The sequence below is a fragment of the Sulfurospirillum cavolei genome (genome assembly GCF_001548055.1).
GTDB lineage: Bacteria > Campylobacterota > Campylobacteria > Campylobacterales > Sulfurospirillaceae > Sulfurospirillum.
Genome location: NZ_AP014724.1, coordinates 799,309 through 816,452 on the forward strand (window position 1 = coordinate 799,309; position 17,144 = coordinate 816,452).

Here is a 17,144-nt window from a genome sequence, read left to right on the forward strand (position 1 = left end):
GTATTGAATTGGGATTTATCCGCTTTATACAAGCACGAATCTGACTTAGAAGCAGATTTGAACGAGGCACGAAATCGTGCGATCGGTTTTGAGAACGTCTGCAAAGGCAAGCTCAAAGAGCTGAGCGGTCACGAATTTTTAGAATCGATTCGTGAGTACGAGGCGATTAACGAGATTTTGGGTCGCATTATGACGTATGCTTTTTTAAACTTTGCGACCGACAGCGACAAAGGCGGTTTTTTCGCCCGTTACCAGCAAGAACAAAGTCGTATCGGCGAGCATTTGCTTTTTTTCGAACTTGAATTTAACAAACTAACAAAAGCCAAACAAGAAGAACTCATCGCGCTAAGCCCGCATTACGCCTTTTATTTGGAATCGCTTATCGAAGAAAAACCCTATCAGCTTTCTCAAAAAGAAGAGCGTATTTTATTGAAAAAAGAGATGACGTCCGCTTCGGCGTTTAGCCGTTTGTTCGATGAACACTTTAGCCGGTTGACGTTTACCTTTGAAGGTCAAAAGCTCTCCGAAGAAGAGATTCTCAGTAAGCTTCAAGACCCTTCCCGCGAGGTGCGTAAAAAAGCTGCCGACGTTTTTACGAAAGGCTTAAAACCCCATCAGCCGTTGTTAGCGTATATTTTTAACATGATCAAAACCGATTTGGCAAGCGAATGTGAACTTCGCGGTTATAAAAATGCCGAACAACCACGCCATTTGGACAATAAAATCACGCAAAAAAGCGTTGATGCGCTCATCGCCGCCGCCGAAAACAGTTTCCACCTCGTGCATGAATATTATGCGTTGAAAGCCAAGCTTTTGGGATTGGAAACGTTGTACGAGTACGATCGTTACGCACCTTTGGAAGAGAGCAAGGCGTGCTATGATTTTGAAAACTCGAAACAGATCGTCTTAGACGCGTTTGCCAAATTTAATCCCAAATTTTACGAGATCGCTTCAATGGCATTTACGCAAGGTTGGATCGACGTTTTCCCTCAAACGAAAAAACGCGGCGGCGCATTTTCGCATCCGGCGACGCCTAGCACGCATCCGTACGTGTTGCTCAACCACACCGATACGCGACGTGATCTGTTTACCTTGGCGCACGAGCTTGGGCATGCGATTCATCAGTATCTTTCTCGCGACGTCGGTTATTTAGGCAGCGATACGCCCTTAACGACCTCCGAAACCGCTTCGGTTTTTGCCGAAATGCTTGTTTTCGACGCCATTAAAGAGGGATTGAGCTTAGACGAAAAACGCTCTTTATATGCCAGTAAAATCGAAGATATTTTTTCAACGCTTTACCGTCAGATTAACTTTACGACGTTTGAGCGCAAAGTGCATGCGCATGAAGGCGAATTGGATACGGCAACGTTCAATCGTTACTGGATGCAAGAGAGTCAAAAAATGTTCGGTTCGAGCATTACGCTGAGTTCCAACTATCATTTGTGGTGGAGTTATATTCCGCATTTTATTCATTCTCCGTTTTATTGCTACGCTTACAGTTACGGGCAATTGTTGGTACTTGCGTTGTTCGGTCTGTATAAAAAAAGCGATAAAGCGACGTTTGTCCAACACTATACGAGTTTTTTAAGTGCCGGAGGAAGTCAAAGTCCTAAGACGTTGATTCAAAAGTTCGGATTTGACATCGACGACGAGCGTTTTTGGCTTTTGGGTATCGGCGAAATCGAAAACTTACTCCAAGAATTCAAAGGAATGTGCGATGCTTGACGCTTTATTGGGGGACGAAGAGTTTTGTCAATTGATGAAGAAGCACGGTAAAGAGATGGTAGAGTTGCTTTTAAAGCGAGGCGTTCATTTTTCCGTTTTGACCAATATCGCCGATGTGACGTTTGAGCCGGAACTTCCGCCTGAAATTCGACAAAATTTTAAACCCATTACGATGTTTTATTTGGCAGGTTATACGTTTGAAAGTACGCAGGTATATAACGGGACGATCAGTTTTGAAGCGGGATTCGGAAGCCATAATTTCGGCTCTTTGGTGACGTTCCCGTTGGAGTCGATTTTACAAATTATCGTCGAGGAAGTGCCTATTTTTATCAACCTCGGTACTGCTTCTAGCAAAAAAGCACCCAAAGAAGACAAATCAAACGGGCTTCAACGCTCCATGAGCGCGTTCCTCTCCAATCCCCACAATCAAAAATTGATTAAAAAATAACGAAGGATCGAAGAAGGCGGGTTGTACGAAACAGCCCGCTTTGATTCTTACATGTAAAGCTTACATGTAAGAAAAATCCATTAGTTCTTGAGCTCTTGTTTGCTCATAATGTAATTAATGACGTTATCGATCAAAGCATCGTGTTTGCGGTCTTTGATATGGCAAAGATAGAGCATTCGCGTGAGTTTAAGCCCTTTCATTTTCGTCGTAAACAGTAAGCCTTGCTCGACCTCTTCGCTGATAATATGTTTCGAGAGAATCGATACGGTCGGCTTTTCTTCGATGTTGGCTTTCATGAGCGTATTTTTGACGGCGGTCGAACTTGTGACGATACTTTTGACCTTAAAGCTTTTGCAATCGATGTCCATCTTCTCAAACGTTTCGTGAATAATTTTACGCGTGTTGGACTCCTCTTCGCGACAAATCCAATTGTAGGAGAGTAAATCTTCTTTGCGAACGATTTTGGGAAGCGGGGAACGGCTGGTAATGACCAATTCGTCTTCAAGCCATTCGCGATAGATAATCCCTTCTTGGAAGATCGGTGCTTCGATCAATGCCAAATCGATTTTTTTATCGAGCAGTTTTTCGGTAATACCCGCGGCGTCTTCAACTTTCAGCATCACGTTGTTTTTAATCGCTTCTTGGATGTCGTTGAGAAAGTTGGGCAGGATATAATTTCCGATGACGGGAGAGGCTCCCAAGACAAAAATAACCTCTTTGTTGACGAGGCGTAACATCTCGCGTTCCGCCGCTAAAATCTGTTTTTCGAGTTTAACCGCGACCTTGAAAAGTTCTTCTCCTGCGGTCGTTAATTTAATGCCGTTTTTTTTACGATCGACGATTTGCAAGTCCAGATACTCTTCTAAAAGCTTAATTTGTTGCGTAACGGCGGGTTGACTGATGCCGAGTTTTTTAGAAGCTTTTGAAAAGCTTTTTTCGCGAACGACCGTCAAAAAGGTTTCTATTTTAGAGAAATCTTTTAACATAAAAATCCTTGTATTTTCGTAGTGTATAACCGTGCTTCGTTTGAGCATTTTATTATAACCAAAAATAATAGTAAAAACAATGACGACCTGCTTTGCGCGCTCTTTAGAGGTTTGCTTAAACTTTTTTTGCTATAATAAAAATAAAAAGTAGACCGAACGATGCAAGATGCAGCCACACTGAACGAATCGCAACAAAAAGCCGTTGAATGTATCGACGGTCCTATTTTGATTTTGGCGGGAGCCGGTAGCGGTAAAACGAAAACGATCACCGCTCGCTTGGCGTACCTTTTAGACCAAGGCATTCCTCCATCCAATACGTTGACCTTAACGTTTACCAACAAAGCCGCAAGCGAAATGCGCGAACGTGCGATGGCGTTGTTGGGAGATCACCAGTCGTATCCTCCGTTATTGTGTACGTTTCACAAATTCGGGTTGCTTTTTTTGAAGTTTCACATCGAGAAAATCGGGCGAAAAAACAGCTTTGTCGTGATCGATACCGATGATAAAAAACGCATTTTAAAAGCACTTAATACCTCGACGGAGTTACCGACCGGTATGATCTCAAGCGAAATTTCACGCTATAAAACTTCCTTGCTCGATCCGCAAACGGCATGGGAAAAAGCCGAACAAAAGCACTATCAAAGCATCGCGAAAATCTACGAACGTTACGAAACGTACCTACAAGAGAACAATCTAGTTGATTTTGACGATTTGCTGGTTTTACCCTATCTCATTTTAGAAAAAGACGAAGCCTTGTGCGAAGAGATGAGCCGACGTTATCAGTACATCATGGTCGACGAATATCAAGACACGAACGAATTGCAGTACAAATTGCTTCGCAAACTCTGCCATACGCACAACAATCTTTGCGTCGTCGGCGACGACGATCAAAGTATTTACGGTTGGCGCGGTGCAAACATCAAAAATATTTTGGAATTTCACGAATCGTTTGAGGACGTGACGATTATTAAGCTTGAAAAAAATTACCGCTCAAGCGCTCAGATCCTTAAAGCCGCCAACGATTTGATCGATCATAACCGTGGACGTATCGGAAAAGTTTTGGAGAGCACCAAAGGCGAGGGAAAAGAGATCGAAGTGATCGAATCGAGCGACGAGAATCAAGAAGCGTCCACGATCGCCAAGCGCATTAAAAAACTGATCGAAAGCGGCGTCAATCCTAAAGACATTGCCGTTTTGTACCGCATTAACGCCTTAAGCCGTTCTTTGGAAGAGGGACTCAATAAAGCGCAAATTCCTTACAATATGGTCGGCGGCGTCAAATTTTACGAGCGTGCGGAAGTCAAAGACGTGATTAGCTATTTGCGTATGATCGCCAACCCGCATGACGATTTCTCTATCAAACGCATTATCAACCGCCCCAAACGCGGACTCGGAAAAGTGACGATGGAGCGTATTTTTAAAGCCGCATACGATCAACGTTTATCGGTGTACGAATACATCGGGAAAAACGAAGAGATCATCGAAAAAGAAGCGACGAAAAAAGCGGCCGTCGCCCTCAAAGCGTTTGTGCAAAATATCGACCGTATGCGCGAGATTCAACAAAATTCTACCTACGACATGATCGATGCGATTGAAGAGGCGTTTGCGATCAAGTCCTATTACGACAACCAGCCCGATTCGGTGGAAAGGCTTTCCAACATCGACGAGTTTTACGGACTTTTCCGCGATTACGTTAAACAAAATCCGCAGATGAACGTGGACGATTTTCTCAACGAACTTGCGCTTCAAAGCGACCAAGATCAAATCGACAGTGAAAATATTTCAATTATGAGCATTCATGCCAGCAAAGGATTGGAGTTTGAATACCTTTTCGTTATCGGATTGGAAGAGGGTTTTTTCCCGTTAATCGGAGACGGAAGTGATATCGAAGAAGAAAGACGCTTAGGCTACGTCGCGATTACGCGTGCGAAAAAAGAGTTGACGCTGAGTTATTCGAGTAGCCGTTTTTACAAAGGACGCCGTGCCGAACTCAGTAAAAGCCGTTTTCTCAAAGAGGCGGGCGTCTGTGAGGGAAGTTTGATTTTTGAAAAGACGACGTCGTTTAAAAAAGGCGATTTGGTCAAACATAAGATCTTCGGTATCGGTCGCGTGAGCGAAGTCAGTAAAGTCGGCAGAGAATTCAAGCTTCAAATTAATTTTAGCGGAACGAAACGCGATATTTTAGCGTCGTTCGTGGAAAAAATCTAATGTCAAATCGCCTTTTTGTCGCTTACAAACCCGAAAATACGGTGTGCAACCATTTTTTAAGCCGTATTAAACGACGTTACGGCGTTAAGAAAGCGGGCTTTTCGGGAACGCTTGATCCGTTTGCCAAAGGCGTTTTGATCGTCGCTTTCGGAAGTTATACCAAGCTTTTTCGTTTTTTGAAAAAAGCTCCCAAGCGTTATCGCGCGACGCTTTGGATCGGCGCACATAGCCCGAGTTTGGACATCGAAAAGATCGATCGCGTCGAGCAGATGATGCCTTTTCATCCCGATTCGATCGCTATCGTTTTAAAGAGTATGATCGGGAAGATAACCTACGTACCGCCTAAATATTCGGCAAAGAAGATCGAAGGCGAACGCGCGTACGATTTGGCGCGTGCCGATAAAGCGTTTGAGCTCAAACAGATTACCAGCGAAGTTTTTGACTGTACGTTGGTGCATTACGCGCATCCGTTTTTAACGTTTGATATCACGATCTCAGAGGGCGGTTACGTACGCAGTATCGGCGAAATGATCGCACGAAAATTGGGATTTGAGGGCGCGTTAAGTGCTTTGGAACGCTTGAGCGAAGGCGATTTTACGTACGAAAACGAACGCGCTTTAGCTCCTTTAGATTATCTGGATTTACCGAGAAATACGTATTGTGGTGATCCGAGCGATATTGCGTTGGGTCGAAAGCTTGATGTTACAAATTTCGAATGCCGTGAAGTGGGCGTCTATGCTCTCGTCATCGATGAGGTCTTAAGCATTGTGCAAATCAGCGCAAATGGAGTAGAATATCTTCTCAATTCACTATCGCTCAAAGGCGTTACATGTTAATACTTACACGAAAAACCGGCGAGGGCATCGTTTTAAACGACAACGTCACGATACGCGTCGTTGAAATTTCCAAAGGCGTCGTGAAACTCGGTTTCGATGCGCCCAAAGAGACGTTGATTTTGCGTGAAGAGTTAGCGCGCGCCATCAAGCAAAGCAACATTGAAGCCAGTCGACATGTCGAAACGGAACTGCTTTTAAGTCTCAGCCAAAAGCTCAAATAATGCACTATTTTGCTCACGCTAAAGTCAATATTTTTCTGAAAATCGTCGGTACGCGCGGAAACTATCACGAACTTTATTCCCGATTTATGCGCGTTCGCGATCTGTACGACACGCTTTCTTTCGTCCCGAAACAAACGACGCAAGCGTTTGAATTGGTCGGTGATTTTAATTGTGCGCTCGAACACAATACGCTTTACAAAATCTATCGCGTTTTGCAAGAGCAGGGATTTTCCAAAGAGATCGAGCGCGTGATGCAAACGTACGCCTTACATGTCAAGAAACAAATTCCAACAGGAGCGGGTCTTGGCGGCGGAAGCAGCGACGCGGCAACCTTTTTACGGATGCTAAACGACAGGGCAGGGCTTTTCTTATCGAACGAAGAGATGATGCGTATCGGCTCGAGCGTGGGAGCCGACGTCGCTTTTTTCGCCTCTGGCTATGAAAGTGCCAACGTCAGTGGCATCGGCGAAACTGTCTCATTATACGAAGAAGAGGCGTTGGAGCTTGAGGTTTTCACGCCCGATCTCGCATGCGACACCGCACGCGTCTATACGACTTTTCGGGAGTTTTTTTTAGCGTCGATCGCACCGCAAGACGCTTTGCCTATGCTTTCGTGCAAAAGCGCGGAGCTTTTAGCGTCGTATGAACCTCAAAGGCTCAACGACTTGTACGCCGCGTGTTTAAAAGCCTACCCTGAGCTTCCGACGATGGCAAACGAAGGATGGTTTTTTAGCGGTAGCGGCAGCAGTTTTTTTCGAATCAAAGCACACTAGAAGAGGTTTTTAAATGGGTGAACCCGTTGCACGCAATAAAAAAGCGTATCACGATTATGAAATTTTAGAAAAATTAGAAGCGGGAATCGTCTTGCAAGGCAGCGAAGTAAAAGCCATTCGCCAAGGCAAGATCAATCTGAAAGATTCGTTTGTTCGATTGATTAAGGGCGAGGCGTTTTTGCTCAATGCCCATATTTCGCATTTAAGTACCGCCAATCCGCATTTTACGCCGAACGAACGAAGCGATCGCAAATTATTGCTTCATCTCAAAGAACTTCGAAAGTGGGATGCTAAAGTCGCAAAAGAGGGGCTGACGATCGTTCCTTTGTCGGTTTACTTTAACGTCAAAAATATCGTTAAAGTCGAAATTGCATTGGTACGCGGTAAAAACTTGCACGACAAGCGCGAGGATTTGAAGCGTAAAGATGCGGAACGAGAGGCTAAAACGGCTATCAAAAATCATCTTTATAAAGAGTAATTTACATATTATTTATATAAAGCATGTAGAATTTTGAAAAAATGAGGATGATCTTATGAAACATTTCTTACGACTTTTTTTGACAATAATGTCACTCACGTTTTTTGTCGGTTGCGATTCTTCGACTCCCAAAGCGTCGCCTAGCGTCGTCGAACCGTTTAAAAACGGCGATAAAGTCGAGCTCAAAAGCGTTTCGGGCGCGAAAATAACGCTTTTGCGCCAAAACGGCGGATTTGTGATTGAAGACGATGAAGAGAAGATTCTTATGTTTGATATCTTCGGTACGTTTTGTGCACCTTGCCAAGAAGAAGCTCCTTCCTTGATGGACTTTCAGTTGCAAAACAGCGACAACGTGATGTTAATAGGTCTCAACTTCTTTGAAGAGGTGAGCGACGAGTACGTGGTCGAAAATTTCGCCGCGAAATACAACGCCTATTATTTTATCAGCAACGCCGCTGCCAATAAGCGTTTGGTCGAGACGATTTTGCGTGATATTCAGTATAAAGCGACGTTGCAAGTCCCTTTTAAAGTCGTTCTGAAAAAAGGCGTTTATCAAAACGTTCGGGATATTTACACGAATCTTCCCGACACTAAATTTTACATCGGTAAAGTCGGTTTGGACGTGATTCAACGCGACATCGACCGTATCGTGGAAAAGTAGGAAAATATGCATTCAAAGGCGCAAGGGGAAGTTCAAAACGACACTGCCGAGGCGATCAGGGTTCAAGAGCCTAAACTCTATAAAGTTTTGCTTTTAAACGACGATTACAGCAGTATGGATTTTGTGATTAAAGTCTTGATGCAAGTCTTTCATCATCGTTTTGAAAAAGCTGCCGAAATTATGTTAAACGTGCACGAACAAGGCAAAGGCTTATGCGGCGTTTACGTTTACGAAATCGCCGAAACCAAAGTGGCACGCGTGCGCAAAATGGCGAAAGAGGAAAAATTTCCTCTTCGCGCCGTCATGGAAGAAGATTGAAAGGATGAAAAATGGTTAGCCAAGAACTCAACTTCGTTTTCAACGACGCGATGACGTTCGTTCGCAAACATCGCTATGAATATATCACGATCGATCATCTTTTTTACGCGCTTTTAAGCAACGAGAGTATCGTCGATCTTCTGATCAATTGCGGCTTAAGCATTACGTTCTTGCAACGCTCTATGGAAAAATATTTTGCCGCACATCCCCAAATCGTACCGAATGAAGAGAATTACGAGCCCGTTGAAACGGTCGCGTTAACGCGCGTCATCGAAACCATGATGTTACATGTCAAAAGTGCGGGGAAAAGCGAAGCGAACGTCTACGATCTTTTGATCGCGATGATGGACGAACCTAACACTTTTTGCGTTTCGCTTTTGGTTCAACAAGGCGCGGACAAACTCTTGATTACCGAAGAGGTAACGGCGATGAGTGCACCGGAACACAAAAAGAGCGAAAACGACGAAGAAGCGGGCGAAAGTGCTTTGGCAAAATACACGCTCGATCTTATCGCTTTAGCCAAATCTCATCAAATCGATCCGCTGATCGGACGAAGCGAAGAAGTCGCCCGTGTGATGCAAGTGTTGTGTCGCAGAAAGAAAAACAATCCGATCTTAGTCGGAGAGCCCGGCGTGGGCAAAACGGCGATCGTGGAAGGTTTGGCCAAAAAAATCAGCGAAAATACCGTTCCCGAAATTTTGAAAAACACGCCCGTTTATGCCCTTGATATGGGCTCTTTGCTCTCAGGAACCAAGTATCGAGGTGATTTTGAGAAACGTCTCAAGGAGATTTTGAGCGAACTGGAGCAAAAAAAAGGGGCGATCTTATTTATCGACGAAATTCATACGATTGTGGGAGCGGGCGCAACCGGAAGCGGTTCGATGGACCTTTCCAATTTGTTAAAACCCTCTTTAGCGTCGGGAAAAATTCGGTGTATCGGCGCGACGACGTACGGAGAGTTTCGTAATTTCTTCGACAAAGACAAAGCACTCAGCCGTCGTTTTGCCAAAATCGACGTTTTAGAACCGAGTCTCGAAGATTCTTTTTTGATCTTAAAAGGGTTGAAAAGCAGTTACGAAAAGCACCACGGAGTCAAATATCCAAATGAAGTGATTCGCGCATCGGTCGAGTTGGCGAAAAAGTATATCAACGATAAATTTTTACCCGATTCGGCGATCGATCTGATCGATGAAGTGGGGGCGTCGTTTCATCTAGCGAAAAAACGTAAAAAAGTCGTGGAAATGAGCGACATTGAAGCCGTACTCTCACGCGTAGCTCATATCCCAAGTCCGAACGTCAGCAAAGACGAGGGCGAGATTATGCAACATTTAGAAGCGCACCTTAAAGCGAAAATTTTTGGACAAGACGCGGCGATCGAGGCATTGGCAAAAGCGATCAAACGTAGCCGTGCGGGACTTGGAAATCCGACCGCACCGATCGGAGCGTTTTTATTTGCAGGGCCTACGGGCGTTGGAAAAACCGAAGTCGCCAAACAGCTTGCGTATGAATTGGGCGTCCATTTCGAGCGTTACGATATGAGCGAATACATGGAAAAACATACCGTCAGCCGCCTGATCGGCGCACCTCCGGGATATGTCGGTTACGATGAGGGCGGACAGCTCAGCGAAGCGATCAAAAAGCACCCGTATACCGTATTACTCTTAGACGAAATCGAAAAAGCGCATCCCGATATGCTGAACATTTTGCTCCAAATCTTTGACAGCGCGACGTTGACGGACAATAACGGAACCAAGATCGATTTTCGCAACGTTATCATCATTATGACTTCCAATCTGGGAACGAAAGAAGCCCCGACGATGGGCTTCACGAAGAGCGAGAGTTCGCGAACGGATCATGCGATTAAAGAGTTCTTCTCTCCCGAGTTTAGGAACCGCTTGGATGAGGTGATTCATTTTGCGCCTTTGAGCGAATCCGTGATGATCCATGTCGTAGAGAAGATGTTAAACGAACTTAGCGATCAGCTTAAAAACAAACATGTCGAAATTCAAGCCACGCCGGCGGCGAAAAAATACCTTGCCGCGGAGGGTTACAGCAAAGAGATGGGCGCGCGCGTGATGCGTCGCGTGATCGCCGAGCGCATTAAAACAACCCTTTCGGAAGAGGTGCTTTTCGGTCGGTTAAAAAACGGCGGGCTTTGCCGTATCGATTGTAAAGCCGATCAATTGGTCTTCACGTACAGCGGTGGCAACTAAAATTCTTATTCCCAAACTGCACCCGCGCGAGCATACGTTTCCCGATCCTCATTGCGCGAGTGAAGAGGGACTTTTAGCATGGGGCGGCGATTTGAATTCCGATCGCTTGTTACGCGCTTACGAGCAAGGTATTTTCCCGTGGTTCAACGAGGGCGATCCGGTGTTATGGTGGTCTCCCGACCCACGACTCATCCTTTATCCGAGTGCGATAAAAATTTCCAAAAGTTTAACCAAAAGCCTCAAACATTTTGAGATTCGCTACGACACCTGTTTTGAAACGGTGATGCGTCAATGTTGGCAAACGCGGTTGCAAAAGGGACAAAATAGTTGGATCAGCGAAGCGTTAATCGAAGCGTTTTGCGACTTACATGTCAAAGGCTTTGCCCATTCGGTCGAAACGTTTTTCGAGGGGGCGTTGGTCGGCGGTTTGTACGGGTTGCATTTGGGCGGTATGTTTTGCGGCGAGTCGATGTTCTCAACAAGACGCGATGCTTCTAAAGCCGCCTTGGTCGGACTTTGTCGAAAAATAGATGCTTTAGGAGGCGATTTTATCGATTGCCAATTACCGACCGATCATCTCAAATCCTTAGGAGCGATCGAAATAAGCCGCGAGACGTTTTTGGGCTTTGTTCGCGAGACGGTAAATAAAAAGACGATTCAAACGTGGAACAATCCTGTCTCATCGGAGCCTTTAGAAGCGTTGAAGCTTTAAGCGGTCGTTGAAGCGTCTAAGATTAGTTTATAAAAAAAAGAGTATGATGCATTCACGGTTTTAGCGGCGGCGGGCTTTTTAAAGCCTTGGTTCAAACTTTTACTTTTATTTTATGTTTCTCTTCTCGTGAAACCATAAATGGAAAACAAAAGGATGGAAAACAAGTTTTCGGACACGTAACCAAGTCTGAAAATAGGAAAACAAAGAAATGGAAAACAAACATGGAACACACTCAACAACACTACCTTTTTACCTCAGAAGTCGTTAGCCCCGGACATCCGGACAAATGCGCGGATATTATCGCCGACAGTATCGTCGATACGCTTTTAATCAACGATAGCAATTCACGCGTCGCCAGCGAAGTTTTCGTTGCGGGCAAACACGTCGTCATCGGCGGCGAAGTCAATACCAAAACGATTCTTTCGTTTGAAGATTATGAAAAAATCGTCAAAGACGCGCTGATTAAGATCGGCTATAACGGCAAATCGGCATTTACCAAAGCGCAATGCCTCCATCCGGACGATCTTAAAGTGCAAGTATTACTCAATCAACAAAGCAGCGACATTAACCAAGGCGTCGATCAAGAAAGCGGCGAGATCGGTGCGGGCGATCAAGGCATTATGTTCGGATTTGCTTCGTGCGAAACGGCGGATTTGATGCCCGCCGCGATTACGTACGCACGTATGTTGTGCGATAAAGTGTATAACTACGCTTTGATTCACAACCATAAACTTGGGGTTGATATTAAAACGCAAGTGACCGTTGATTACGGTACGAAAAAAAATTTTGAAGAGTGCAAGCCTCAGCGTATTCATACGATCGTCGTTTCGGCTCCTTCCAACGAAAATATGACGATCGAAGAAGTGCGTTCGCTGATTAAAGGTCTCATCGACGATACAGGGCTACCTACGGAGCTTTACGATCCGAACAATACGATTATTCACATCAATCCTACCGGACGTTACGTTAACCATAGTTCGCTTCACGATTCGGGTTTAACCGGACGCAAGCTCATTGTCGATAGCTTCGGCGGTTATTCTCCTATCGGCGGCGGCGCGCAATCGAGTAAAGATTATACGAAAGTAGATCGTAGCGGTCTTTATGCCGGACGTTGGATTGCGAAAAATATCGTTGCGGCGGGTTTGGCGAAAAAATGCTCCGTTCAACTCTCCTACGCGATCGGCGTAGCAAAACCCGTTTCGGTTTCGGTCGATACCTTCGGAACGTTTACGAGTATCGGTGACGACGAGCTTTCGCAATTCGTTTACGAAACCTTCAGTTTAACGCCTCGTTGGATTACGCGTAAATTTGGATTGGACAAACCAGGTCCCGATACGTTTTTGTATGCCGACGTCGCGGCACGCGGACAAGTCGGTCAGAGCGACTATCCGTGGGAACAACTCGACGCCGTTGAATTGTTTAAAAATCTCAAAAAATAAATAACACTCAGATCGCAACAAGCTTACATGTAAAGACGCCGCGGCGTCTTTACGGTAAGATAATACCGCTGATACCGCCGTTAGCGGCATGATAGATCACCGTTTGGTATTTTGCCGCATAATAACGAAGTAACAGGTGTTGCAGGGTTTGTTCGATGGAAGGTTCAAACCACGCATTGTTGCTTATGGCGATCATATAACGCGGATTTCCTTCAAACAGTTCATCTCTGGTAGCTTCAAAACAAATAGCACTTCTAAAGGTCGTTCCTTGAATGACGAAATCTTGCGGTGTTTTTGCTTTTTGATAATCTTGCGCGCCGTCGAAAAAGAGTCGATTAACGATTTTGACGATCCATTCGGGTAAAGGAACCTCTTCGCCGAAAGGCACTAAAATAATTTTATGGGCGATTTGCATCGTGCCGTCGGCAAAAAAATACGATGAATTGTAATAGCCGACGTTCTCTTCGTACGTCAGTGCTCCCGCAACGATGGCGATTTGTCGGGAGTAAGATTTGAGCTTTTCGATCACGGGTAAGGCACGATTTAAATACATCGGAAAGGCACTCTCAGGCAAAACGATCAGCTCGTCGCCGTTTTGAATCGCCGTTTCGATCAGCCGAAAATTTTCGTCCAATGCGGCTTCTTGATACGCTCTATCCCAACGTTGCGACTGAGGAACGTTCGTCGTAGGCAGTGTCGCTTTGAGCGGCGGAATATTTACATGTAAGGATTCTAGAGGGTAGTTCAAAGACGCAAGAAACGGAATGATCGCAATGAGTTTGAAGGCTTTTATGGGCATTTTCAACAGGGAAATCGCCACAAGAAAAAGCCAAAGAGCCCACCATGTCGGCTTCATATAACTGTCGAGGAACAAGAGATCGAGTTTGAACCAATTAAACTCAAACGGCGCGATAAAAATCGTCGCAACGAGAAGCGTGCTTTGGACGATTGGAAAAGTGCTGATGCGCGCAATCAGCCAAAAAAGAAATGCATACGCCAACGCGACGCTTAGGATAATCAAAGGAATAAGAAACGCCAAATCGTAGTAGACAAAGCTAAAGCTAATCCAATAAAACCATAAAATACCGATGAAAAAACCGCTCCAAAAATAGACGATACGATTTTCGCCCAACAAAAGGTAGAATCCGATGCCCGCAAGCAGGGAATTTATCATGGGGATTGTAAGGTTTGCATAGGCAAAATAGATGAAGGCGGAGAGGCATGAAGCGATAAGAAAGGCTTTTATTAGATAAATGCGTGTAAAATAGGACATTACAATTTTTTTCATAAAGGATTTCCATGCAAGGTTCTGCAAGTTTACTTTCTTCATTACTTCCACTCGTCGTGCTTTTCGCGATTTTTTATTTTCTTGTGATTCGTCCACAACAAAAACAAGTGAAGAAGCATAAAGAGATGCTCGATGCACTGAAAAAAGGCGATAAAATTATTACTAACGGCGGTTTAATATGCGAAGTCGTGAAACCTGAGGAAGATTCTATCAAAGTTAAGCTTAATGATGAAGGGATGATCGTAAAGGTTTCCAGAGACTTTATTTCAAAGAAAATCGATGAATAACGCCGGAAAATTTAACTATCGTTTAGTTATTTTTTTAATAGCTATTATTTTCGGCGTGGGAATGTCCATGCCGACGTTTCTACAAACGCAAAAAGGTGCGAAAGTCTCTTTAGGACTCGACCTTCAAGGCGGTCTGCATATGGTTTTAGGCGTTAAAACCGATGAAGCGATTAAGTCCAAAGTCAAATCGATTGCTTCAAGCGTCAAATTTTTTGCGCAAAGCAGTGATATTATCATCGACGATTTACGCGCGATCGAAGAGACGATTTCGTTTAGCCTTCTCGATAAAGACGAAGAGAAAAAAATCGACGAGATGCTCAAAACGATTAGCGGTTTGCAAGTCAATAAAGAGGCGTTAAAGTATACGCTTACGTTGAGCGATAAAGAAAAAGATTTGATTAAAGAGTATGCGCTTTCCCAAGCCGTCGAGACGATTCGTAACCGTTTGGATCAATTCGGTTTGGCGGAGCCTAACGTCGCCAAACAAGGAAGCGATAAAATTTTGGTCGAATTACCGGGCGTTAAAAATGCCGAAGACGAACAACGTGCGCGCGAGTTGATTGCCAAAGCCGCTCACCTTCAATTGATGGCGGTCGACGAGAAAAAACAAGATCGTTCCGCGACGATGAGTCCGACCGAAGCGGAGCAGTACGGCGACGTTATCTTAAGCGATGCCAAGAGCGATCATATTCGCTATATTTTAAAAGAGATTCCTATCTTAGACGGCAGTATGTTGACCGATGCGAAAGTCGGTTTTGATCAAATGCAACAACCCGTCATCAATTTTACGCTTAACTCCGAAGGTGCTAAAATTTTCGGTGATTTTACGGCCGGTAACGTCGGCAATCGCTTGGCGATTGTTTTGGACAATAAAGTCTATTCCGCCCCCAATATTCGTGAACGCATCGGCGGCGGTAGCGGACAAATCAGCGGCGGCTTTAGCGTTAAAGAAGCACACGACGTAGCGATTGCGCTTCGTAGCGGGGCTCTTTTAGCACCGGTTACGATGCTTGAAAAACGCAGTATCGGTCCTTCTTTGGGAGCGGACAGTATTCATGCCAGCTTGATGGCGTTGATTTCAGGTTTCGCGTTGGTTTCCGGTTTTATGCTTTTTTACTACCGCTTAGCGGGAGTTGTCGCCAATATTGCGTTGATTGCTAATCTTTTTTTATTGATTGCGATTATGTCGCTTTTTGGAGCGACGTTGACCTTGCCGGGTATGGCGGGTATCGTCTTAACCATCGGTATGGCGGTCGATGCCAACGTTATTATCAATGAGCGGATTCGCGAACTCTTGCGGCAGGGTATGCCGATAACGCAAGCCATTGAACACGGCTACGAGAATGCCATGAGTGCTATTTTAGACAGTAATATTACGTCGATTTTAACCTCAATTTTATTGTACGTGTACGGCACGGGGCCGATTAAAGGTTTTGCGATCAGTACGGCAATCGGTATCAGTGTTTCCATGTTAACGGCAATTTTGGGAACACACGGTATTTACGATTTACTGAGATCCCGAATTGAAAAAAGCAATCACAACCCCATTATGTGGTTTGGCATTAAGAGGAGTCACTAATGGAGTTTTTCCCACACCATAAAGTATACGATTTTATGAAAGTGAGTCGTTTTTTTATCGTAACGACGCTTTCGCTTGCTTTTATTTCTATTATTCTTTTCTTTACGCACGGATTGAGCTACGGAATCGATTTTGCCGGCGGTACGGTCGTGCAATTAAAATACGAACAAACCGCTCCGATGGATAAGATTCGTGAAGCACTCGCGAAAGATAAACTCTTTTCCGGTGCGATCGTTACGGAATTCGGCTCTCCCGAAGAAGTCCAAATCCGTTTTGCTTCTACGACTGAGGGCGTCACGCACGATGTCGGCGATATTATCCGTTCAACACTGAAGGATTCGGGATCGTTCGATGTACGTAAAGTCGATATCGTAGGTCCAAAAGTAGGCGGTGAGCTTCGCCAAAAAGGGATTATGGCGGCCGTTCTTAGTATGATAGGCATTATGATCTATGTCGGATTTCGCTTTGAATGGACGTTCGCGGTCGCTTCGATTATTACGTTGCTTCACGACGTCGCTATCACTACGGGGGCACTTATTCTCTTTAAAGTTGAGATGAGTTTGGACGTGCTGGCGGCAATTTTGACCTTAATCGGTTATTCGATTAACGACACGATTATTATTTACGACCGTATTCGTGAAGAACTGAAAAGTACCAAAGATATGGATTTGATGCATGTGATTAATACCTCCGTTTCCAAAACCCTTTCGCGAACGATTTTAACGGTATTGACCGTTTTCTTTGTCGTCTTTACGTTGTATGTTTTCGGCGGCGAGATTATTCACGGATTTAGTTTTACCATGTTGCTGGGTTTGATTATCGGTAGTTACAGCTCTATTTTTATCTCCGCACCGTTTTTGAAAGTGTTGGGTTTTAGCGTTGAAGGCTACAAAAATAAAATCGCGCTTAAAGAGAAAAACAGACTGGAAAAAGCTAAAATGCGCTCACAGTACGAAAAAGGCACGGTATAGG

17 protein-coding genes are annotated in these 17,144 nt (G+C 44.6%); 15 read left to right on the top strand and 2 right to left on the bottom strand.

Translation table 11 applies throughout. The features are described from left to right. The first annotated feature begins 3 nt into the window (after positions 1-3). A complete protein-coding gene (locus UCH003_RS04110) occupies positions 4-1,725 on the top strand; it encodes a M3 family oligoendopeptidase (protein WP_060825527.1) in 1,722 nt (573 codons plus the stop codon). Next, the gene (locus UCH003_RS04115) at positions 1,718-2,173 is read left to right on the top strand and encodes a hypothetical protein (protein WP_041963619.1); all 456 of its coding nucleotides are present in this window, start codon (positions 1,718-1,720) and stop codon (positions 2,171-2,173) included. The genes UCH003_RS04110 and UCH003_RS04115 overlap by 8 nt, the downstream gene beginning before the upstream one ends. Before the next feature lie 80 nt (positions 2,174-2,253). Here the strand turns inward: UCH003_RS04115 and UCH003_RS04120 are convergent, their stop codons facing one another. Then, on the bottom strand, positions 2,254-3,159 hold the full coding sequence (locus UCH003_RS04120; protein ID WP_060825528.1) for a LysR family transcriptional regulator: 906 nt from the start codon (positions 3,157-3,159) through the stop codon (positions 2,254-2,256). Between the two features lie 159 nt (positions 3,160-3,318). On the opposite strand from UCH003_RS04120, the gene UCH003_RS04125 reads away from it, so the two are divergent. From UCH003_RS04125 to metK, 10 genes are all read left to right on the top strand, one after another. Next, the gene (locus tag UCH003_RS04125; protein ID WP_060825529.1) at positions 3,319-5,367 is read left to right on the top strand and encodes an ATP-dependent helicase; all 2,049 of its coding nucleotides are present in this window, start codon (positions 3,319-3,321) and stop codon (positions 5,365-5,367) included. Next, positions 5,367-6,203, top strand: a complete 837-nt coding sequence (truB, locus tag UCH003_RS04130; RefSeq protein WP_060825530.1) for a tRNA pseudouridine(55) synthase TruB — start codon at positions 5,367-5,369, stop codon at positions 6,201-6,203. Before UCH003_RS04125 ends, truB begins: the two co-directional genes overlap by 1 nt. Beyond that, complete coding sequence (csrA, locus tag UCH003_RS04135) at positions 6,197-6,424, top strand: carbon storage regulator CsrA (RefSeq protein WP_039673151.1); 228 nt, start codon at positions 6,197-6,199, stop codon at positions 6,422-6,424. Before truB ends, csrA begins: the two co-directional genes overlap by 7 nt. Further along, positions 6,424-7,197, top strand: a complete 774-nt coding sequence (locus tag UCH003_RS04140; RefSeq protein ID WP_060825531.1) for a 4-(cytidine 5'-diphospho)-2-C-methyl-D-erythritol kinase — start codon at positions 6,424-6,426, stop codon at positions 7,195-7,197. The genes csrA and UCH003_RS04140 overlap by 1 nt, the downstream gene beginning before the upstream one ends. 13 nt (positions 7,198-7,210) lie before the next feature. Beyond that, the gene (gene smpB / locus UCH003_RS04145; RefSeq protein WP_060825532.1) at positions 7,211-7,675 is read left to right on the top strand and encodes an SsrA-binding protein SmpB; all 465 of its coding nucleotides are present in this window, start codon (positions 7,211-7,213) and stop codon (positions 7,673-7,675) included. A 55-nt stretch (positions 7,676-7,730) separates the two neighbouring features. Further along, positions 7,731-8,336: a hypothetical protein gene (locus tag UCH003_RS04150; protein WP_060825533.1), complete on the top strand. Its 606-nt coding sequence runs from the start codon at positions 7,731-7,733 to the stop codon at positions 8,334-8,336. 6 nt (positions 8,337-8,342) lie between these two features. Next, positions 8,343-8,654: an ATP-dependent Clp protease adaptor ClpS gene (locus tag UCH003_RS04155; RefSeq protein ID WP_039673143.1), complete on the top strand. Its 312-nt coding sequence runs from the start codon at positions 8,343-8,345 to the stop codon at positions 8,652-8,654. An 11-nt stretch (positions 8,655-8,665) separates the two neighbouring features. Next, complete coding sequence (gene clpA, locus UCH003_RS04160) at positions 8,666-10,867, top strand: ATP-dependent Clp protease ATP-binding subunit ClpA (RefSeq protein ID WP_060825534.1); 2,202 nt, start codon at positions 8,666-8,668, stop codon at positions 10,865-10,867. Continuing rightward, complete coding sequence (gene aat / locus UCH003_RS04165) at positions 10,857-11,579, top strand: leucyl/phenylalanyl-tRNA--protein transferase (RefSeq protein ID WP_082709145.1); 723 nt, start codon at positions 10,857-10,859, stop codon at positions 11,577-11,579. Before clpA ends, aat begins: the two co-directional genes overlap by 11 nt. A 221-nt stretch (positions 11,580-11,800) precedes the next feature. Continuing rightward, positions 11,801-13,018 (top strand): methionine adenosyltransferase, encoded by a 1,218-nt coding sequence (gene metK, locus UCH003_RS04170; RefSeq protein WP_060825535.1) that lies wholly within the window; start codon positions 11,801-11,803, stop codon positions 13,016-13,018. A 49-nt stretch (positions 13,019-13,067) separates the two neighbouring features. Here the strand turns inward: metK and UCH003_RS04175 are convergent, their stop codons facing one another. Further along, entirely contained in the window at positions 13,068-14,348 is a 1,281-nt protein-coding gene (locus tag UCH003_RS04175) for an apolipoprotein N-acyltransferase (RefSeq protein WP_082709146.1), read from the bottom strand. Here UCH003_RS04175 and yajC point away from each other — a divergent pair. From yajC to secF, 3 genes are read left to right on the top strand one after another with little or no spacing between them, the layout of a single operon-like run. After that, on the top strand, positions 14,318-14,593 hold the full coding sequence (gene yajC, locus UCH003_RS04180) for a preprotein translocase subunit YajC (RefSeq protein WP_039673134.1): 276 nt from the start codon (positions 14,318-14,320) through the stop codon (positions 14,591-14,593). The two genes, UCH003_RS04175 and yajC, sit on opposite strands and share 31 nt — an antisense overlap. Beyond that, entirely contained in the window at positions 14,586-16,172 is a 1,587-nt protein-coding gene (gene secD / locus UCH003_RS04185) for a protein translocase subunit SecD (protein ID WP_060825537.1), read from the top strand. Before yajC ends, secD begins: the two co-directional genes overlap by 8 nt. Further along, entirely contained in the window at positions 16,172-17,143 is a 972-nt protein-coding gene (gene secF, locus UCH003_RS04190; protein ID WP_060825538.1) for a protein translocase subunit SecF, read from the top strand. The genes secD and secF overlap by 1 nt, the downstream gene beginning before the upstream one ends. Position 17,144 lies beyond the last annotated feature (1 nt).